The sequence below is a fragment of the Pseudomonas sp. CROZ-RG-20F-R04-15 genome (assembly GCF_022662375.1).
In the GTDB taxonomy this organism is placed as follows: Bacteria; Pseudomonadota; Gammaproteobacteria; order Pseudomonadales; family Pseudomonadaceae; genus Aquipseudomonas.
On sequence record NZ_JAKNQL010000006.1, the window covers coordinates 289,552 to 309,876 of the forward strand.

Here is a 20,325-nt window from a genome sequence, read left to right on the forward strand (position 1 = left end):
CGATCTACGCCGACCTGATAAACCGAGTCGATTATGGAGTCACAGCCGAGCTTTCAAACCGGTCAGTTCTGGATTCACAGCCGGACTTTCAGGTCGGTGTACTTCTCCAATATCCCCCATTCGGTCCCCTCTCCCTCCGGGAGAGGGCTAGGGTGAGGGAAAAAATTCAAAGACCTACGAGGTTTGTATGACCCAACCACACTGGCTCCGCAACGTGCGCCCCTACGGCGCCCAAGCCGAAGACCTGCTGATCGAAAACGGCCGATTCGCCCAGCGCCGCCCGGCCAGCAACACGCCGCTGGCCGGCACCGACATCGACGGCCACAACCAACTGCTCACCAGCGCTCTGGTCGAAAGCCATGTCCACCTCGACAAAACCCTCTACGGCCAACCCTGGCGCCCGAACAGCGCCGGCCCGACGCTCAAGGATTACATCAGTAACGAACGCCGCATCCTCCGCGAAGTCACGGCCCCCATCGCCGAACGCGCCGGTGCCCTGCTGGAAAACTGCATCGCCCGTGGCTCGCTGACGATGCGTTGCCACGTCGATATCGATCCGGAATTCGGCCTGCGTCACGTTGAAGCCATGCAGCAACTGCGTGAACGCTACCAAGACCTGATCGATCTGCAACTGGTGGTGTTCCCGCAAACCGGGCTGATCAGCCGTCCCGGCACCGCCGAGCTGATGCGCGAGGCGATGGCGCTGGGCGTGGAGAACGTCGGCGGACTCGACCCGTGCGGTATCGACAACGACCCGATTGCGCAGCTGGATTTCGTCTTCAAACTGGCGGCCGAGTTTGGCCGTGGCGTGGATATTCACCTGCACGACAAAGGAGAGCTGGGCCTGTGGCAGATCGCGTTGATCGCTGATTACACCGAGCGCTTCAACCTGCAAAACCGGGTGATGATCAGCCACGCATACTGCCTCGGCATGTTGCCGTGGAACCTGGTCAAACCGGTTGCCGAACGCTTGGCGGCGTTGGGTATTTCGCTGATGAGTGCGGCGCCCGCCGACACCGCCGTGCCGCCATTTCTGCCGTTGCGTGAAGTCGGCGTGAATGTCTGCCTGGGTTCCGATGGCATCCGCGATGCGTGGTCGCCGATGGGCAATGGCGACATGCTGGAGCGGGCAATGTTGTTGGCGTTTCGCTTTGATCTGGGCAAGGACGATGAGCTGGCGGCGGCGTTTGACGCGGCCACGGTCAATGGTGCGCGGGCGCTGGGCATCGAGGATTACGGATTTGCGCTCGGGCAGCGTGCGGACTTCTTGCTGATGCCGGTTGAAACCCTTGGCGAAGCCGTCGTTGCGCGGCCATTGCGGCAGGTCTATCGCGCGGGTTCCTTGATCGCTAGCGGCGGTCGTTTGCTGGACAGCCGCCTGTGAAACGCATCGGCCTGCGCGCCACTTGCGTGGTCGGTTTCGACGGCAGGCAGCATGTGCTGTGGCGCGACGGTGAAGTCGTGTTTGCCGGCTCGCGCATCGAATTTGTCGGGCGCGGTTACGCGGGGCCGGTGGATCAGTGGATCGATTACGGCAATGCGTTGATCGGTCCAGGTTTCATCGATCTGGATGCGCTGGGCGATCTCGATTCCACGGTGCTGACCCTCGACAACGGCGACGAGCGCGCCATGGGCCGCATGTGGTCTGCCGAGTATCTGGCCGCCGGCTCGCGTGAAACTTACAGTCCGGAAGAAGAGGTCTTCAAATACCGCTACGCCTTCACTCAGTTGATCCGCAACGGCATCACCACGGCGATGCCGATCACCTCGATGTACTACCGCGAGTGGGCGGAAACCTACGATGAATTTGCCGCCGTCGCCGAGGTGGCGGCTGAGTCAGGGCTGCGAACGTACCTCGGCCCCTGCTACATGAGCGGCATGAGTTATTGGCGCGCCGACGGCTCAATCGCCCATCACTGGGATGAGGAACGAGGACTGGCGGGACTGGATGCCGCTGAACGTTTTTTCAAGAATTTCGACGGCGCGCACAGCGGTTTGATTCGCGGTGCGCTGTTGCCCGATCGCATCCAGACCTGCACCCCGGCGTTGCTGCAACGCACCTCGGCGCTGAGCCGCGAACTCAATGCACCGATGCGCCTGCATTGCTGTCAGGCGCTCAGCGAAGTGGCGATGGTCGAGCAATTGCGCGGCACTTCGCCGTTGGGCTGGTTGCAGCAACTGGAGTTGCTCACGCCGCGCAGTCTGCTGCCACACGGCATCTACACCACTGGCGATGACGATTTGCAGCGGGTTATCGACGGCGGCGCGAGTCTGGTGCATTGCCCATTGGTGTTTGCCCGTGACGGTGAGGCGGTGAATTCGTTCGGTCGCTACCGCGCCAAGGGCATCAACTTTGCGCTGGGCACTGACACCTGGCCGGCGGATCTGCTGGAAAACATGCGCCACGGCTTGAACATCGCTCGCTTGATGGAGGGCGGCCCGGCGCTGACCAGCAGCCTCGACCTGTACAACGCCGCGACGCTCGGCGGCGCCCGGGCGCTGGGCCGTGATGATCTCGGCCGCCTGGCCCCCGGCGCCAAAGCCGACATTACCGTGTTCAGCCTGCGCGGCCTGCATCTGGGGCCGCTGTTCGATCCTTTGAAGAACCTGCTGCTGGCCGGGCGTGGCGACGACTGCATCGCCAGTTACATCGACGGTCGCTGCGTGATGCACGACGGTCAGGTCAGCGGCGTCGACTACGCCCAATTGCAACGCCAGGCCCAACGCCAATACGAAAAACTGATGCGCAGCCATAGCGATCGGGCCTTTGCCCGACCGGACTGGAAAACCCTGTTCCAGCCGGCCATTCCGTTCGCCGATGACTACAGCGCCGACGCGCCATTGAGCGCGATTGATCCACTTGCCTAGAGATTTCTGCCATGCACAGTTTTGATTTCAGCCAGCTCAGCCCACGGGAAAAATACAAGATCCTCATCGGCAGCGTCGTGCCCCGGCCCATCGCACTGGTCACCACTATCGATGGCGAAGGCCGGGTAAATGCTGCGCCGTTCAGCTTCTTCAATGCGCTGTCGGCCGATCCGCCGATTCTGGCGCTGGGTGTCGAGAATTACGGTGACCAGAGCCCGAAAGACACTACGCGCAATATCCAGCTCAATCAGGAGTTCACAGTGAACATCGTCAGCGATGCGCTGGTGGAGGCGATGAACGTCTGCGCCGTGCCCTTCGCGCCGGGGTTCGATGAGCTGACCGCTGCGGGGCTGACGGCGATCCCCGGTACGACAGTGAAATGCCCGCGCATCGGTGAGGCACCGGTGGCACTGGAATGCCGGCGGATGATGGCGCTGAACATTGGTCAGTCACGGGAGATCATTTTTGGCGAGGTGTTGATGGCGCACGTGCGCGATGAGTTGATCGATCCGAAGACGCTGTACATCGATCAATTGGGCCTGGACGCGATCGGGCGCATGGGTGGCCATGGTTACGCGCGAACCCGCGACTACTTCGACCTGCCGACCCGCTCGTTGCAAGCGTGGACGGAAGCGCCGGGCGGTGGCGAGCGGTTTTGGCCAGCCCCGAAATAACCCAACAGAGACACGCATCACCCTTGTGGGAGCGAGCCTGCTCGCGAAAGCGGTGGATCAGTCAGCAATTGTGTCGACTGGTATGACGCCTTCGCGAGCAGGCTCGCTCCCACAGGGATTTATGTCGTTTCTTAGTCCGTGCCGTACTTCGGCGAGCGCGGGCCGTACAGCAGACCTGCCGGATGCCCGGCCGAGAGCAGACGATTGCTCGCCCTACCGGCAATCGGGTAGCCGGCATCGGTGGAGCTGTTGATGATCTGCTTCACTGCTGCCGAGATCAGCATGCCGACGATACCGCCGGCATTGCTATTGCCGCCCTCTTCGCTCGACGCCCGGGCCGAGCCGGTCCACAGCGTGGTGCCGGATTTCAGGTCGACCAGTTTCGCCGTTGCGGTCACTGCTGTTTCGCTGCTGATCACCATGTAACGCGTGCCGTACTCGGTCACGGTGATGTACAGCGCCGCGTCCGCACCGAAGATCTCCTTCAGCTTGCTCGGCGGTGCCTGATGAATATCGTCCGGGGTGGTCAGGCCGTTCTGGCGGAACGTCTCGTCAACCAGCGCGATCGGCAGCACGTAGTAACCGGCCTCGGCCAGCGGGAACGTCACCTGCGACAGCAGACTGTACGACGCCTTCACGTCCGGCGAGGTGTTCAGTGGCGGCAGCACCAGAATGGTTTTCGGGCGCGCCTGTTTGTAGGCCGAATAATCCACGGTCTTGGGCGCGACGCAGCCGCCCAGCACAGTCAGGGCCAAACCGGCGGCCAGCAGTTTCAAGGTACGCGCGATCATTTCGCGTCTCCGCTCTTGGCGTTCTTGAGCAGGAAGTCCATGTACGTGCCGGACTCGGGGAACAGGGTTTTCTCGGTTTTGAACTGCTGCACCATCTGGTCGTCCTTGCCCATGCTCAGATAGAGCAGGCCAAGGTGCGCGTGGTAACCCGGCGGTACGGCTTTGCCGGTGGAGCGGATTTTCTGCAGATCACGTTCCAGCGCTTCAGCCTGGGCTTCTTTCGGCTCTTCGCCTTTGAAGTATTCGTAGACCTGGGGTTCGTAGCCTTCCCATTGGTACAGGGTTTGCGGGCCGGTAGCACAACCGGCCAGCAAGGCGCTGGCAGCCAGCGTCAGCGCCATCAACGAGCGCGACAAATTCAGAGTCATGGGGTGTTGCTCCTTGCAATGGGCGTCGATCAGTTGCCCGGTTTCCAGGCACCGGCGTTCATGCCATCGACCAGACGATTGATCGCCTCGCGCATGGCCAGATCCAGTACTTTGCCGTTGAGGGTCGAGTCGTAGGCAGCGGTGCCGCCGAAGCCGATGATTTCGCGGTTGGACAAGGCGTATTCGCCGGCGCCCTGGGTCGAATAGACCACTTCGGAGGTGCTGATGTTGACGATGTTCAGGTTGACCTTGGCGTAGGCGACTTGAGTTTTGCCACGGCCAAGAATGCCGAACAGTTGATGATCGCCGGTTTCTTTGCGGCCGAACTCGGTGACGTCACCGGTGACCACGTAATCGGCGCCTTTGAGACGCTGGGCCTGGCCCTTGATCGCAGCTTCCTGCTGGATTTCGCCCATGTTGTCGCGATCCAGCACGCTGAAGCGGTTGGTTTGCTGCAAGTGGGTGATGAGGATGGTCTTGGCCTGACCACCGAGACGGTCGACGCCGTCGGAGAAGATCCCGCGCATGTAGCTGGAGCGGTTGTCGAACTTGCCCACGGCCATTGGCACGCGAACGCCGGTCCAGACTTGTGTGGCGCTTTCTACCTTGGCCACCGGCAGCGCGCGGGAGCTTTCGGTGGCGCAACCGGCGAGTGTGCCGGCAATCGTGCCGAGCACAGCAATCGCGACGCCTGAAACCAGCATCCGGGAGATCATTCTCACTGAATATTCCTTATGAAAAACGGGGATGTCCCGACGCGGCAATGCGCGGCGGGAGCTGAAAAGGGGCGGCATTATGACAAAGTGCCATCATTCGCGACAGGGCTTTTTTTGACGCCAATGAATTGGCTTGGATTGGCCGTATGATCGTTCCCACGCTCTGCGTGGGAATGCAGCTACGGACGCTCCGCGTCCGCTGTGACGCGGAGCGTCACGGGAGGCGTTACCACGCAGAGCGTGGGAACGATCAGATCAGAGCGCGCTAATGGAAATCGCGGCTCTGCACGCGGATGCCGTTGAGCAGCGGGCTGAGGTCGCTCAGGCGTCCGGCGATCAGGTGACGCACTTCGCCTTCGCGCTCCCAGCGGCCATCAACCTTGAGCAATTGCGAACCGACCAGCACTTGCCGCTGACGCTCGGCCAGATCACGCCAGACCACCACGTTGACGTTGCCGAACTCGTCTTCCAGAGTGACGAAGGTCACCCCGCTGGCGGTGCCCGGTCGTTGGCGCCCTGTCACCAGCCCGGCGACGCTCACCGGCCGGCCGTGTTCGACTTCAAGCAATTCCTGTGAACTGCGGCAGCGCAACGCCTTCAACTCGCCACGCAACAGCGCCAGTGGGTGCGGGCCCAGTGTGGTGCCAACCGTGGCGTAATCGGCGTGCAGATCTTCGCCAATGCTGGGTTTGGGCAGCACCACTTCCGGCTCCTCCTGATTTGGCAACCCGGCAAACAGGCCAAGCTGTTTCTGCACCCCGGCCACTTCCCAGCGCGCCCGATGGCGATGCCCGGCCAAACCGCGCAATGCCCCGGAATCAGCCAGCAACGCCTGCGCGCGACTGTCGAGCGCCGCCCGCTCGCCCAGATCGGCGACATCGGCAAACGCCCCACGCGCCCGCGCCGCTTCGATGCGCCGGGCATCGTCTTCACGAAAACCCTTGATCATGCGCAGGCCCATACGAATCGCCGGTTGCGCCGCCGTGGTGGTTTCCAGGCTGCAATCCCAATCACTGGCACGCACGTCGACCGGACGAATCTGCAACTGATGCCGACGTGCGTCCTGCAAAATCTGATCGGGGCTGTAGAAGCCCATCGGCCAGCTATTGATCAGCGCACAGGCGAACGCCGCCGGTTCATGACACTTGAGCCAGCAACTGGCGTAGGTCAGCAAGGCAAAACTGGCGGCATGAGATTCGGGGAAACCGTAGCTGCCGAAGCCTTTGATCTGCTCGAAAATCTGCGCGGCGAACTCCGGCGTATAGCCGTTTTTCTTCATACCGGCGGCCAGTCGCTCCTTGTGCGGTTCAAGTCCGCCATGACGTTTCCACGCGGCCATCGAGCGGCGTAATTGATCGGCCTCGCCGGGGCTGTAATCGGCGGCGACAATGGCGATCTGCATCACCTGTTCCTGAAACAGCGGCACGCCGAGGGTGCGTTTGAGCACCACTTCCAGCTCAGGCGACGGGTAGGTTTCCTTTTCCTCCTTGTTCCGGCGACGCAAGTACGGATGGACCATCCCGCCCTGAATCGGCCCCGGGCGGACAATAGCCACCTCAATCACCAAGTCATAGAACTTCGCCGGTTTCAGCCGTGGCAGCATCGACATCTGCGCCCGCGACTCGATCTGGAACACACCGATGGTGTCGGCGCGGCTGATCATCTCGTAGGTCGGTTTGTCTTCGGCCGGGATCGTCGCCAAGCTGAGATCCTGATTGCGATGGCGGCGCAGCAGGTCGAAACAGCGGCGAATCGCGCTGAGCATGCCGAGGGCGAGGATATCCACCTTGAGCAGGCCGACTGCGTCGAGGTCGTCCTTGTCCCACTGGATGATCGTGCGCTCGGCCATGGCGGCGTTCTCGACCGGCACCAGCGTGTCCAGCGGCTGTTCGGAAATCACGAAACCACCGGGGTGCTGCGACAAATGTCGGGGGAAGCCGATCAACTGCCCGGTCAGGCTCAGCACCCGGCGCAGCACCGGGCTTTCCGGGTCGAAACCACCTTCCAGCAGACGCGCGACCGGCGGGGTTTCATCGCTCCAGTGGCCGCAGCAATCGGCCAGTGCGTTGATCTGATCCGGCGGCAGCCCCAAGGCCTTGGCCACATCACGCACAGCCCCGGCGGCGTGGTAGGTGCTGACCACTGCGGTCAGTGCTGCGCGACGGCGGCCATAGCGACGGAACACGTATTGCAGGACTTCTTCACGGCGTTCGTGTTCGAAGTCGACGTCGATATCCGGCGGTTCGTTGCGTTCCTTGGACATGAAGCGTTCGAACAGCAGCGTGGTGCGGTCCGGGTCGATCTCGGTGATGCCCAAGGCAAAGCACACCGCCGAGTTGGCTGCCGAACCACGGCCCTGACAGAGGATTTTTTGCTCACGGGCAAAGCGCACCACGTCGTGCACGGTGAGGAAATAACTTTCGTAGCCAAGTTCGGCGATCAGCTTCAGCTCTTTATTGATCTGCCTCAGCACCTTGAAGGGCGCGCCCTTCTCCCAGCGCCAGGCGATGCCTTCCTTGGTCAGTTGCCTCAGCCAGGAACTGGCGCTGTGTCCATCGGGAACCAGCTCTTTCGGGTATTGATAACGCAACTCGCCCAGATCGAAGGTGCAGCGCCGGGCCAGACTCACCGATTCGTCGAGCAAGGCCTGCGGATACAACTCGCGCAATACCTCGACGCTGCGCAAATGCCGTTCGCCATTGGGGTGCAAACGCAGCCCGGCTTCGGCCACCGGGACGTGATGGCGGATCGCAGTCATGGTGTCCTGCAAGGCGCGCCGGCCACGGGCGTGCATGTGCACATCGCCGCTGGCCACGGCCGGAATCTGCAACTCGGCGGCCAGACTCAGCAATGCCGCCAACCGCTGCTGATCGTCCTGGCCACGATGCAATTGCACCGCCAGCCACAGGCGTTCGCCGAAGGTCTGCCGCAGCCAACGGCCCTCGTCCACCTGATCAAGCGAGTCCGGCACCCACAACACCAGCAGCCCCGGTAGCGGCTCGGCGAAGTCCTCACGCAGCACCTGATACTGGCCTTTCTGCGTACGCCGTCGGGCACGGGTGATCAAACCGCACAGCGCCTGATAGCCCGCCAGGTTCTCCACCAGCAACAGCAGTTTCGGGCCGTTTTCAATGCGCACTTCACTGCCGATGATCAGCGGCAGCTCAACCGATTTCGCCGCTTGCCAGGCGCGGACGATCCCGGCCAATGTGCATTCATCGGTGATTGCCAGCGCTTGATAGCCGTATTTTTTCGCTCGCTGGAACAACTCAAGGGCACTGGAGGCACCGCGCTGAAAACTGAAGTTCGACAGGCAGTGCAGTTCGGCATAACCGCCATTCATGCAAACCAGCCCTGCAGCCACAACGGACCGCCCTCACCCACCGCGCGATAAGCCCAGCCCTGTTGGCCGGCGCGGTTCTGGATCAGGTAATAATCGCGGCGCACATCGTCGCCGTCCCACCAGCCCGATTCGATACGCTCCGGGCCCATGAGAATCCGCGCCGAACCCTCCGCCACGCTCTGCGGCTCACCGAGCAGCCAGCCCGGACGGTGCACGCTGGGCAAACCGGCGCAGCGCTGTTTGTCGACGCCATGCTGCCACGCGCACTCCGGACGATGATCGGCCTGAAAGCGCAACCCCTGCACGGCGTCATCGCCCAAGCGTGCGCGCAGGCGTTCGCGCAATTGCTCCCAGGGCAAGGTCTGCTGCGGACGGTCGTCGAACAGCTCCTGAAACTGCGGGACGAAACTCGGCAGATCCTCGGCGCGCAGACGAAAGCCACGCACGGGCGCCTCGACCTGCACTTGCTCCAGCCGCCCGCGCGCCAGTTCGAAGAGCATTGCCGGATCCCGTTCGGCGCTGAGCAAACCAACTTTGATCACGCTGTCCGGCAGCCCGGCGTGTTCCAGATGCAGGTCGAAACGCTGCACGCCGCTGTCACGTCCGCAGAGGAACGCCGACAGATCACCGGTCAACCGGCGTAACGGGAACAGCAAGGCCTGATGCGACTGCACGTCGAAATTCAGTTCGATGCGTACATCGAAACGATCCGGCGGCAGGTAAAACGCCAATGCCAATGGCCGTGCACCGAACAAAGTGTCGAGGTGTTTGAGCATCTGCGCTTCGAAGCGCCGGGCCAGTGCCTGACGCGGCAGGCTTTGCAGCTGACTGAGGTTGCGCAGACCCATGCGCGACAACGCCGTGGCCACCGCCGGCTCCAGGCCGACGCGGTCGACGGGCAACTGACCGAGGTGATGCTGCAAGGCCTCGCCGTCCGGCACTACCAGCCCGTCATAAGCATTGGCCAATACCCGCGCCGCCACCGGATTCGGTGCGGCAACGATGCGATGGCGGAAACCCAGATCGCTCAGTTCCTTGCGCAACCGTGCTTCGAACTGCGCCCAGGAACCGAACAGGCCCAGGCTCGATTCGATCTCGAACACCACGGTGCGCGGGTAATGCACACTCACCTGCGCGCTGAAACCGTAAGCCCACGCCGCGAGAAACTGCTGCCAGTGCTCGACCTCGGCAGCTTCATAATCGGCGGTGGCAAAACCCTTGCTCATGGCCTGGGCGGCGGTCATCGACTGACCGGCGCGCAGACCGAGTTTGCGCGCGGCAGGATTAACCGCTTGCAGCACCCGGCGCTGGGCCGGCCCGCTGAGCAGCACCAACGGTTCATCGGGATCGGGACGTTGACGCAGCACCGCGTCCAAGGCCAATTGCGGAAACAGAATGCAGACCCAGCGCATGGCGACCTCAGTGACCCACGGCAAAGGCAATCGGCGCCGTGCGCGCCAATCCGCCACGGCACTTGAGCACGCGCAACTGCGCGGGTTTGGCGTCGATGGCGATGCGCAACGCCGCCGGTGACGGGTTGACCGCTTCGCTCAGCGGCCGCCAGGCAAATGCCAGGGTCTGGCCGGTTTCCGCTGCCACCTGCAAACGCCGCAATGCGCGGTCATCGGCCTTGTGCGGCCAGCACAGCACCGCGCCGCAACTGCCCGAACGCAAACACTGTTCGGCCGCCCACAAGGCATCGCGCTCACTGGCGTGAATTACCGACAACTGGCGCAGATCGACCCCGGCGTTCGCCCACGCCTGCGGGTACGGCACGAATGGCGGCGCCACCAGCACGATGCGCTCGCCCGCCGCCGATAACCTCGCCAGCGTTGGCCAGACCAGTTGCAGTTCGCCGACACCGGGGCCGGCCAAAAGGATTTCGCTCAACGCCGCTTCCGGCCAGCCACCGCTGGGCAGTGCCGCGTCCAGCGCGGCATGGCCGGTCGGTTGCGGACTGGCAGCGGGTGGCGCAGGCCGGCCCTTCCAGACCTGGCCGCCATTGAACAGCGTATCCAACGCAACGACGGCGCCCATCAGCCTTGCCTCACCAGACCGCAGAACACCCCTTCGATGGCCAGATCCTGATCGTCGCGCACGACAATCGGCTGGTACGCCGGGTTGCGCGGCAACAGGCGCACTTCATCGCCGAGCCGTTCGAAGCGTTTGATGGTGACTTCACCGTCGAGCCGCGCCACGACGATCTGGCCGTTGAGTGCCTCGGGGTTGCGTCGCACGCCGACCAGATCGCCGTCGAGAATGCCGTCCTCGATCATCGAATCGCCCTGCACCCGCAGCATGTAATCGGGTGTGCGCGAGAACAGCGCCGGATCGAGCAGCAAGCGGCTATGAATGTCGGCATCGGCGCCAATCGGCGCACCGGCAGCGACGCGACCGAGCACGGGGATGTCGAGCAGTTCCGGGCGCGGCGGTTGCCCGAGCAGGCGAATGCCCCGGGCCTGATGCGGATTGACCTCGATAAAACCGGCTTCGGTGAGCGCGAGCACGTGCTTGCGCGCCACACTGCGCGAGGCAAAACCAAAAGCCTCGCTGATTTCAGCGAGGCTTGGGGGCTGACCGTGTTCGGCGATGCGATCGCGGATAAACGTCAGGATGGCGGTACGGCGGGGAGTCAGGTTCGTCATGGAGTACATTTGTACTCCTGTAGGATTTTCCTGACAAGCGCCGCCAGTCAGCTCAAGCCACGTTTGATCGTTCCCACGCTCCGCGTGGGAATGCAGCCCGTGACGCTCCGCGTCACTGGACGCGAGCGTCCCTAGAGGCGTTCCCACGCAGAGCGTGGGAACGATCAACCCCACGTTGAAAGTTAGCCAAGGCCTCGTGAGGCGAGGAAACCGGCGATGTAATCGATGAACGCGACAACCTTGGCCGTGGCCCGTCGATGGCTCGGATACACCGCGAGAATGTGCGGACCAAAGGTGTCCGGGTCGATTTCATAGTCAGCCATGACCCGCACCAGTCGCCCGTCGGCAATGTACGGCGCGGCGCTCCACAGCGGCGTGTGCAGCAAACCGCGTCCGGCCAAAGCACTGGCCAGCAACAGGTCATAATTGTCGCTGCGCAATCGCGGCGCTGCGGGTTGCGCCAGGCTCAAGCGCTGCCCGTCACGCTCGGCCCACCAGAATTCGCGGCTGAGCAAAGGATGCTGATAGAGCAGCCATTCATGCTGCTCAAGCGTTTGCGGATTCACCGGCAAGCCCTTGCGCGCCAGATATTCCGGGCTGCCGCACAGGGCCAGACGATTGCTGCCCACCACTCGCGCAATCAGCCCTGGCAAATCATCGTGACCTTCGCGCAATGCCAGGTCATAACCACTTTCCAGCAGATTGACGAAGGCATCGCACAGGTCCACCTGCAGGCTGATCTGCGGGTATTGCTGCAAAAAGCCGTCACACACCTCATCGAGAAACGCCCGCCCATACGCCAGCGGTGCGGTGATTTTCAGGTTGCCGCGCAAGCCGTGCTGCAATTGCTCGATTTCTTCGCTGGCCTCGTCGAGCCGCTGCAATACCAGCCTCGCGGTTTCCAGATACACCCGGCCGATTTCGGTGAGCAGAATCCGCCGCGTACTGCGTTCGAACAGCCGTGCGCCCAGCTCCGATTCCAGGTGATTGACCGCTTTGGTCAGCGCCGACGGGGTTTTGCCCAACTGCTCGGCGGCGCGGCTGAAACTGCCGAGCTGCGCGGTGACCACGAACATTTTCAATGCACCCAACTTGTCCATGCTTTTTCCATTCAGGCAAAAACGTTTTTCGTGAGGGAGGCGTTCTGTCAGCCGCTGCCAGCCACTAATCTCGCCATCAGACGCAATAACAAGGAAATCTTCAATGAAAAGATTCATCCCGAGTCTGTTGGTAGCCGCTGTAAGTTTTGCCTCGATGGAAGCCATGGCAGCCCCTGATCTGATCCTGCTCAACGGCAAGATTTTCACCGCCGACCGCGCTCAACCCAAGGTGCAAGCCTTGGCCGTAGAAAACGGCAAAGTGCTGAAAGTCGGCAGCGATGCGCAGATCAAAGCCTTGATCGAGCCCGGCACCCAAGTGATCGACCTCAAGGGCAAAGCGCTGATGCCCGGCCTGATCGACAGCCATTCCCACGCGATTTTCGGCGGACTGGAAATGGTCTCGGCGAACATGGAAGACGAGGTCGTCGGCCTCGACGAGTTGCAAAAACGCCTGCGCGACTGGCGCGAAGACGGCAAAGCGAAACACGGTGATGTGCTGAGCATTGCCGGCATGAGTTCGGCTTACTGGGCGCAAGCCGAAGCACTCGGCAAAACCTTCAACAGCGGCGAATGGGCCAATGTGCCGGTGGTGTTCATCGGCAGCGACCACCATACCGCGTGGGCCAACAACGTCATGCTCAAACGCGCTGGTATCGACGCCGCGCTGCTGAAAACCCTGCCCGACGCGGAAAAAGACACCATCGGCAAACTGGCCAACGGTGAACCGAATGGCTTTGTGGTCGACGCCGGATGGGACCGGGTCGCCTCGAAAATGCCGGTGCCAAGCCCCGCCGATATGTTGAACGCCGCCAAGTCAGCGGTGCGCTACAACAACAGCCTCGGCATCACCGCGTGGATGGACCCCGCCGCCAACGCCGCACCGGGCGAAGCGGTGTTCGCGCTCAAACCGACCGAGAAAACCGTCGGCGTGCTGCCGGCTTATAAAGCGTTGTCGGAAAGCGGCGACATGAGCGTCCACGTCGCGGCGCTGCTGGTGGCCAACCCGAGAAGCGTACCCGCCGACCTCGATACGCTGGACAAGGTGCGCCAGCAGTTTCAGGGCATTCCCAACCTGACCCTGCCCGGGATCAAGATCTTCGCCGACGGCGTGATTGAATTCCCGGCACAGAGCGCGGCGATGATCGACCCGTACAGCAACTCGCACAAACAGGGCGAACTGCTGATCGATCCGCAGCATTTCGGCGAACTGGTCAGCGCCATCGACCAGCGCGGCTGGCTGGTGCACATCCATGCGATCGGCGACCGCGCGGTGCGTGAATCACTGAACGGCATCGCCCAGGCGCGCAAGGACCGGCAGAGCGGCGTGACCCACTCGATCACTCACCTGCAAATGGTCAACCCGAAAGAGTTCGCCCGTTTCAAACCGCTCAACGTCATCGCCTCGATGCAACTGCTGTGGGCCAGCGCCGACGACTACACCACCGACATGATCAAGCCCTACGTCAGCGCCCTCGCCTTCCGCTACCAGTACCCGGCGCATTCGCTGTTGAAACAGGGCGCGACGATTGCCGGTGCCAGCGACTGGCCAGTGTCGACGCCGAACCCGTTCAACGCCATGGCGCAGGCGATCACCCGCGTTGGCCCGTTGGGCGTGCTCAATGCCGACGAGCGTCTGGACCGCGACACGATGTTTTATGCCTACACGGTCAACGCGGCGCGGACGATTGGCCTGGAAAAACAGATCGGCTCACTGACGCCGGGCAAACAGGCTGACTTTATCGTGCTCGACCGCGACGTGTTCAGCGTCGACAACAAAGCCCTGCATGACACCCAGGTCCTGCAAACCTGGTTCGGCGGCCGTCAGGTCTATACCGCCACCCAATAACAACACTGCTCCCCCCTGTGGGAGCGAGCCTGCTCGCGAAGGCGGCGTATCAGTCGCCATCAATACTGAATGAACCACCGCTTTCGCGAGCAGGCTCGCTCCCACAAGGTCTGTGCGGGGGATCGAAATCGAATCCCCCCCAGTTCTCTTTCTGCCCAAAAATAATCACAACACCGGGACTTCACATGAAAGCCTTGCCCCTGTTCGCCCTGAGTTTCTTGAGCGTGCTGCCCTTGAGCAGTTTCGCGCTCCCCTTGAACGATGACTTTGCACTGGAGGTAGACCTGACCCTCGCCAGCGATTACCGCACTCGCGGCATCTCGCAAACGCAAAACGACCCCGCCGTGCAGGCCGGCCTCACCCTCGCTCACAGCAGCGGTCTGTACCTCGGCGCCTGGAGTTCCAACGTCGACTTCGGTGGCGGCCTGAAAACCCGTCAGGAGGTCGATTACTACGGCGGCTGGCTGTGGCAGGCGACCGAGGATGTCAGCCTCGATCTGGGTTACATCAAGTACGCCTACCCCAAGGAAAGCCAGTTCAACCAGAGCGAGGTTTACGGGATTCTCGGGGTTTATGGGGTGAAGCTGGCGGCGTATTACTCCAGCGATGCACCGGGGATCGATAGCAAGCAGAGTTCGCTGTACAGCTACATCGGTTATGAAACCGAGTTGCCTTACGACTCGGGGCTGAAATTGCGTTACGGCAATATGGATTTCAAGGATCCGCATTTGTACTCGGCGTCCGGCAGCGCCGAAGCGTCGTACCGAGAATGGGAAGTCAAACTCACTCACAATCTGGCCGGCGTGGTGTTGGGCCTGAGCTACATCGATACCGACCTGTCGCAGAGCCAGTGCCTGAGAAACTGGGGCTTCAAAGACGTCTGCACCGCCACCGTTGTCGCCAGCGTCAGCAAATCTTTCTGAAAAACGCTGACCACCTGTGGGAGCGAGCCTGCTCGCGAAGGCGGTGTGTCAGTCAAAATTGATGTTGGCTGTTCCTCCGCCTTCGCGAGCAGGCTCGCTCCCACAGTTTTGATTGGGGTGAGCCAGCAGGTAGTTGTTACAGGATGTTTACGAATTTTTTACTAATGTTCTTCTACAGTTACACGCGCAACCGCGTGGTTTTTCATCAAGTAGAGGAATGTTTGACATGGCTTTGGGCAACGGACTGCGTTTACCGTCCATCACTCCTACCCGACTGGTGCTGCTGTTTTCCCTGGCACTGGTGGCGTTGTACAACCTGGCGACCTGGAAGGCGCTGGGTACGCTGATCACCCTGCAAGGTGCGCACAAAGTAGCGTTCTTTGCTTCGTTCGGGCTGTTTCTTTGGGCCGCGATCACGTTGCTGCTGACCCTGGTGTCGTTTCGCTGGACACTGAAACCGGTGCTCACCGTGGTCGCCCTGCTTTCGGCGTGCGCCGCGTATTTCATGAATGAATACGGCATCACCATCGACACGGTGATGATCCAGAACGTCTTCGAAACCAACCCCGCCGAAGCCACCGCGCTGTTCAACGGCAAGCTGCTGGCTTACGTGCTGTTGCTCGGCGTGTTGCCGGCAGTGCTGATCTGGCGCTGGCCGATGAGTTATCGGCCGTTCTTTCGCGGCTTGCTCAACAAGATTCTGGTGATCATCGCCTGTGTGCTGGTGATCGCCGCGTCAGTGGGCACCTTCTATTCGACCTACGCGCCGATCTTTCGCGAAGAAGACAAGCTCACCCACTTCATCAACCCGACCAACTACATCTACGCGATCAGCAAATACACCAAGCAACGCCTGGGCATCAAAAAGCACTTCGTGGTGCAGGCCATCGGCGAAGACGCGGTGATGAGTGCCAAGGCTGCCAGTCGCGAGAAGAAATCGCTGATGATCTTCGTGGTCGGTGAAACCGCGCGGGCCGATCATTTCTCGCTGAACGGCTATGAGCGCGAGACCAACCCCGAGCTGAGCAAACTCGACATCCTCAATTTCACCCAGGTGCATTCCTGCGGCACGTCGACGGCGGTCTCGGTGCCGTGCATGTTCTCGATGTTCCCGCGTGAGGATTACAGCGACAAGAAAGGCAAAACCTACCAAGGTCTGCTCGACATCCTTCAGCGCGCCGGCGTGCAGGTGCTGTGGCTCGACAACAACAGCGACTGCAAAGGCACCTGCCTGCGTGTGCCGCATCGCGATATTGCAAAAAATCAGCCGGGGCCATTCTGCGACGGCAACAACTGCCTCGACGAAGCGCTGCTGGCGGACCTGCAAAGCTACATCGACAGTCTCAAGGGCCACGCGATCATTGTCCTGCATGCGGACGGCAGCCATGGCCCCGAGTACTACGAGCGTTATCCGCAAGACATGGAACGCTTCAAACCGATCTGTCACACCAACCAGTTGGGCAGTTGCAGCCGCGATGAACTGGTCAACGTGTACGACAACACGATTCTCTACACCGACCATTTCCTCGCCAAGGTCATCGAGCTGCTCAAACACAATCAGGATTCGCTGGACACCTCGATGGTGTATGTCTCCGATCACGGTGAATCGCTGGGCGAAAACGGCTTGTATCTGCACGCGGCGCCGTATGCGCTGGCGCCGGAAGCGCAGACGCACGTGCCGATGGTGATGTGGTTCGGCAATGGCACGCTCGCCAGTGAGGGGATTGATCGCGGCTGCCTGCAAGGCAAGACCGGGCAGGCGGATTTGAGCCATGACAACCTGTTTCATTCGGTGCTGGGGTTGTTTGAGGTGAAGACCTCGCTGTATCAGCCGGGGCTGGATATTTTTCATGGGTGCCGGCCTTCGATGACTGCCGCGCAATAAGCCGGGAATTACACACCTCCCCCTGTGGGAGCGAGCCTGCTCGCGAAGGCGGCGTATCAGTCGCCATCAATGCTGAATGAACCAACGCATTCGCGAGCAGGCTCGCTCCCACATTTGGATATTTGTGTGGGTCAAGAATTGAGGTTTGCCAGATAGGCCCACGGGTAGATGCCGCGTTGATGGCCGTCACTGAAGATCAACTGCACGCCATAGCCCTGCGGGTTGAGTTCGGTCAGGCGTACGCGTTCATCCACCAGAGGCGTCAGACCTTTGAGGCGAAACGCGCGGCACTGCGAGCACGGGCACTGGCGGCGCAGTTCGGCGTGGTTCAGCTGTTGTTCGCGGCCGTCCGGCCAGCTCAAGCGTAGCGTCCCTTCGCTCTGCGAATTCGCCACCGACAGCGGGTTCATTGCAACTGACTCAAGGCAATGCGCACGGCTTTGCGCACTTCCGGGTCGCCGTCGTCCTGCGCGGCCTGCAATGCGGCGACGGCGCCGCGATCATTCAGTTCGCCCAAGGCCAGCGCGGCCTCTTTGCGCAGGTTGCTGATGCGATGGCCGAGGGTCTCGATCAAGGCGTCCAGCGCCGGTGCAAACCGCAAACGACCAAGACTGCGAGTGGCGCGCAGGCGCACTTGCCAGTAGTCGTCGCTCAAGGCTTCAACCAGCGCTGAGCCCGCGTCAATGTGGCCGACCTTGCCCAGGGTCGTCGCGGCTTCTTCGCGCACTTGCCAAGCGTTGTCCTGCAAAGCCTGGCGCAGGGCCGGGAGGACTTCGGCGCTGGAGGCCAGGCCCAAAGCACCGGTTGCCGCGCGGCGGACCTCGGTGTCCGGGTCATCGCTGGCCAATCGCGCCAAGGCTGGCAGTGCGTCAAGTTGCTTGAGCCAGCCGAGCACGCCGACCGCTTCGCGACGGACATTGGCGTCAGCATCGTTGAGCGCCGCGACGGCAGCTGGTGCGGCGTCGGCAAAACGCAGTTCACGCAAGGCGCGGAATGCGGCGATGCGCACGCTGACGTCGGCGTGATCAGTCCACGGCAGAATCACCCGCCCCGCTGCTTCAGTCTTGAGCAGGCTCAGACTTTGCGCAGCGGCGGATTGCACGGCGGGCGACGGGTCAGTCAGCGCCTCGCACAACGCTTGCACGACGTCCTCATCTTCCCAGGCTTCCAGCAACCGCGCGGCTTCGGCGCGGACGTCTTCAGCCGGATCCTGACCGAGGCGATCGACCAGCCAGAGCAAGCCATCGGGCTCCTCCAGATCCGCCAGATCGATCAGGGCAATGCGTCGCACACCGGCGTCCTCAGCAGTCAGGCGCGGTTGCAGGGCGAGGATTTCAGGGTTATCGGTCACAGCAAAAATAGAGGTCATAGGGCAAATCGCGGCAAAGGGTTTTCGGGAGGCAGGCCGAGCGGGTTGAGGCGCGGCAGCGGTCGGTCATTGTCGTGGCGCAGCAGGTCGAGACAGTGGCGTTTGAGTCGGGAAAACTCGGGACTGGTCACCAGTTCGCTGGTGCGGGGTCGGGCGAAGTCGAGGCGCAGGTCTTCGATGATGCGCCCCGGCCGTGCGCTCATCACCAGCAGGCGGTCGGCGAGGAACAGCGCCTCGTCGATGTCGTGGGTGACGAAGACCACGGTGGTGCGGATGCGCGTCCAGATGTCCAGCAACAGTTCCTGCATGTTCAGACGGGTCAGCGCATCCAGCGCACCGAACGGTTCGTCCATCAATAACAGGCGCGGACGGTTGACCAGCACACGGGCGATTTCCACGCGTTGCTGCATGCCGCCGGAAAGCTGATCGGGCCAGCGTTCGGCGAAACCTTCGAGGCCGACCAGTTGGAGAATCTCGTCAGCGGCGCAGTGGCGCTCAACCTTGCCGATGCCACGCATCTTCAGGCCGAACGCAACGTTCTCACGCACCGTACGCCACGGGAACAGCGTGTGATGCTGGAACACCATGCCGCGCTGCGGTGACGGGCCAGACACCGCCGCACCATCGACTTTCAGACTGCCGGCGTGCGCACTCAAATGCCCGGCCAGCGCACCGAGCAAAGTCGATTTGCCGCAACCGGACGGACCCAGAATGCAGACGAACTGGCCGGGCTCAATCTGGCAATCGAGTTCGCGCACTGCTTCGAAGGCTTCCCTTCCCTGCCCAAGGACGATGGACAACTGGCGGATGTCGATCCGTCCTTCCGGGGTTTGCATCACGCTCATCAGGCTTTTCCTCGCGGTCGATGCCAGGGCGTGAACAACCCGCCCAGGCGTTTGATCAGCAGACTGCTGCCCATGCCCAACACGCCGATCAGGAGCATGCCGACGACGATGTCGGCGTAGTTCTGAATGGTGTAGGACTCCCAGGTGTAGTAACCGATGCCGAACTGGCCGGAGATCATTTCTGCCGTCACCAGACAGAACCACGAAGTGCCCATGCCGATCGCCAGACCGGTGATGATGCTCGGCGCGGCTCCGGGCAGGATCACTTCGAGCAGGATCGCGCGGCGCCCTGCCCCGAGGCTTTTCGCCGAGGCGATCAGGCGCGGATCGACGCCTTCGACGCCGTGCACAGTGTTGAGCAGGATCGGGAACAGTGCGCCGGTGAAGGTGATGAAGACCATCGACAATTCGGAGGACGGGAACATCAGGATCGCCAGTGGAATCCAGGCCACGGCGGGAATTGGGCGCAGGACTTCGAGCGGTGGCAGCAGCAGGTCTTCGGCCCATTTCGAGCGGCCGATGGCTAGACCGAGGGCGATGCCGATCACTAGCGCAGCGAGGTAGCCGGCGAAGACGCGGCTGAGGCTGGCGGTCAGGTGTTGCAGGAGTTTGCCTGAGTCACCGAGGCCGAACGCTGCTTCGATCACCGCGATAGGGGTCGGCACGTTGGCGAAGGTGACGAGGCCGAGGTTCCAGTGGTGGCTGGCGGCGAGTTGCCAGAACAGCAGGCAGAGCAACAAGGATGTGGCTCTTGATGTCCAGCGGATGGGTGTTTTCATGGAGCGGGTTTCCAGTTCTGGTTCTGTGTTGTGGCTGAGATTTACCCCCTCACCCCAGCCCTCTCCCCCAAGGGGGCGAGGGGGAAAGGGAGCCGACCTGCGTGCTTTTCAAAACCTGCGTTCGACTCGAAAGGGGGCCGATCTTCGTGTTTTTCAAAACCTGCGTTCGGCTC

The 20,325-nt window shown here is 62.0% G+C and carries 18 protein-coding genes and 1 pseudogene; 6 read left to right on the top strand and 13 right to left on the bottom strand.

Translation table 11 applies throughout. From position 1 onward, the window contains the following. Positions 1–187 precede the first annotated feature (187 nt). Genes L8H52_RS12280 through L8H52_RS12290 form a run of 3 tightly spaced genes read left to right on the top strand, consistent with a single transcriptional unit; the run spans position 188 to position 3,542 of the window. Positions 188–1,384 (top strand): amidohydrolase family protein, encoded by a 1,197-nt coding sequence (locus L8H52_RS12280; RefSeq protein ID WP_242207252.1) that lies wholly within the window; start codon positions 188–190, stop codon positions 1,382–1,384. Then, a complete protein-coding gene (locus tag L8H52_RS12285; RefSeq protein WP_242207253.1) occupies positions 1,381–2,868 on the top strand; it encodes an amidohydrolase family protein in 1,488 nt (495 codons plus the stop codon). Before L8H52_RS12280 ends, L8H52_RS12285 begins: the two co-directional genes overlap by 4 nt. 11 nt (positions 2,869–2,879) lie before the next feature. Further along, positions 2,880–3,542: a flavin reductase family protein gene (locus L8H52_RS12290; protein ID WP_016985312.1), complete on the top strand. Its 663-nt coding sequence runs from the start codon at positions 2,880–2,882 to the stop codon at positions 3,540–3,542. Between the two features lie 23 nt (positions 3,543–3,565). On the opposite strand, the pseudogene L8H52_RS12295 reads toward L8H52_RS12290, so the two are convergent. From L8H52_RS12295 to L8H52_RS12335, 9 genes and pseudogenes are all read right to left on the bottom strand, one after another. Continuing rightward, positions 3,566–3,661: pseudogene (locus L8H52_RS12295) on the bottom strand (metal ABC transporter ATP-binding protein); the annotation flags it as partial. 12 nt (positions 3,662–3,673) lie between these two features. After that, entirely contained in the window at positions 3,674–4,333 is a 660-nt protein-coding gene (locus L8H52_RS12300; protein ID WP_242207254.1) for a DUF799 domain-containing protein, read from the bottom strand. Continuing rightward, positions 4,330–4,701, bottom strand: coding sequence for a DUF4810 domain-containing protein (locus L8H52_RS12305; RefSeq protein ID WP_242207255.1), 372 nt, complete (start codon positions 4,699–4,701; stop codon positions 4,330–4,332). Before L8H52_RS12305 ends, L8H52_RS12300 begins: the two co-directional genes overlap by 4 nt. Positions 4,702–4,730: 29 nt before the next feature. Beyond that, positions 4,731–5,417 (bottom strand): CsgG/HfaB family protein, encoded by a 687-nt coding sequence (locus L8H52_RS12310; RefSeq protein WP_161986630.1) that lies wholly within the window; start codon positions 5,415–5,417, stop codon positions 4,731–4,733. Positions 5,418–5,682: 265 nt separating this feature from the next. Further along, positions 5,683–8,781, bottom strand: coding sequence for an error-prone DNA polymerase (locus L8H52_RS12315; protein WP_242207256.1), 3,099 nt, complete (start codon positions 8,779–8,781; stop codon positions 5,683–5,685). Further along, a complete protein-coding gene (locus L8H52_RS12320) occupies positions 8,757–10,172 on the bottom strand; it encodes a DNA polymerase Y family protein (RefSeq protein ID WP_242207257.1) in 1,416 nt (471 codons plus the stop codon). Before L8H52_RS12320 ends, L8H52_RS12315 begins: the two co-directional genes overlap by 25 nt. A 7-nt stretch (positions 10,173–10,179) precedes the next feature. After that, complete coding sequence (gene imuA / locus L8H52_RS12325; RefSeq protein ID WP_242207258.1) at positions 10,180–10,797, bottom strand: translesion DNA synthesis-associated protein ImuA; 618 nt, start codon at positions 10,795–10,797, stop codon at positions 10,180–10,182. Continuing rightward, positions 10,797–11,414, bottom strand: a complete 618-nt coding sequence (lexA, locus tag L8H52_RS12330; protein ID WP_007912515.1) for a transcriptional repressor LexA — start codon at positions 11,412–11,414, stop codon at positions 10,797–10,799. Before lexA ends, imuA begins: the two co-directional genes overlap by 1 nt. A 173-nt stretch (positions 11,415–11,587) precedes the next feature. Then, positions 11,588–12,505 carry a LysR family transcriptional regulator gene (locus L8H52_RS12335; protein ID WP_242207259.1) on the bottom strand — a complete coding sequence of 306 codons (918 nt, stop codon included), beginning with the start codon at positions 12,503–12,505 and terminating at the stop codon, positions 11,588–11,590. A gap of 103 nt (positions 12,506–12,608) precedes the next feature. On the opposite strand from L8H52_RS12335, the gene L8H52_RS12340 reads away from it, so the two are divergent. The 3 genes from L8H52_RS12340 (at position 12,609) to L8H52_RS12350 (ending at position 17,159) form a co-directional block, all read left to right on the top strand. Beyond that, the gene (locus tag L8H52_RS12340; RefSeq protein WP_242207260.1) at positions 12,609–14,351 is read left to right on the top strand and encodes an amidohydrolase; all 1,743 of its coding nucleotides are present in this window, start codon (positions 12,609–12,611) and stop codon (positions 14,349–14,351) included. 185 nt (positions 14,352–14,536) lie between these two features. Beyond that, complete coding sequence (locus tag L8H52_RS12345) at positions 14,537–15,274, top strand: TorF family putative porin (protein ID WP_242207261.1); 738 nt, start codon at positions 14,537–14,539, stop codon at positions 15,272–15,274. A 226-nt stretch (positions 15,275–15,500) separates the two neighbouring features. Beyond that, positions 15,501–17,159: a phosphoethanolamine--lipid A transferase gene (locus L8H52_RS12350; RefSeq protein ID WP_242207262.1), complete on the top strand. Its 1,659-nt coding sequence runs from the start codon at positions 15,501–15,503 to the stop codon at positions 17,157–17,159. 131 nt (positions 17,160–17,290) lie between these two features. Here L8H52_RS12350 and L8H52_RS12355 read toward each other — a convergent pair whose 3' ends face one another. The 4 genes from L8H52_RS12355 to L8H52_RS12370 are packed head-to-tail and all read right to left on the bottom strand — an operon-like array spanning position 17,291 to position 20,152. Then, positions 17,291–17,569, bottom strand: coding sequence for a DUF971 domain-containing protein (locus L8H52_RS12355; RefSeq protein ID WP_242207263.1), 279 nt, complete (start codon positions 17,567–17,569; stop codon positions 17,291–17,293). Next, positions 17,566–18,528 (bottom strand): HEAT repeat domain-containing protein, encoded by a 963-nt coding sequence (locus tag L8H52_RS12360; protein WP_242207264.1) that lies wholly within the window; start codon positions 18,526–18,528, stop codon positions 17,566–17,568. Before L8H52_RS12360 ends, L8H52_RS12355 begins: the two co-directional genes overlap by 4 nt. Beyond that, positions 18,525–19,373, bottom strand: coding sequence for an ABC transporter ATP-binding protein (locus L8H52_RS12365; RefSeq protein WP_242207265.1), 849 nt, complete (start codon positions 19,371–19,373; stop codon positions 18,525–18,527). The genes L8H52_RS12360 and L8H52_RS12365 overlap by 4 nt, the downstream gene beginning before the upstream one ends. Then, the gene (locus L8H52_RS12370) at positions 19,373–20,152 is read right to left on the bottom strand and encodes an ABC transporter permease (RefSeq protein WP_242207266.1); all 780 of its coding nucleotides are present in this window, start codon (positions 20,150–20,152) and stop codon (positions 19,373–19,375) included. The genes L8H52_RS12365 and L8H52_RS12370 overlap by 1 nt, the downstream gene beginning before the upstream one ends. Between the last annotated feature and the right edge of the window lie 173 nt (positions 20,153–20,325).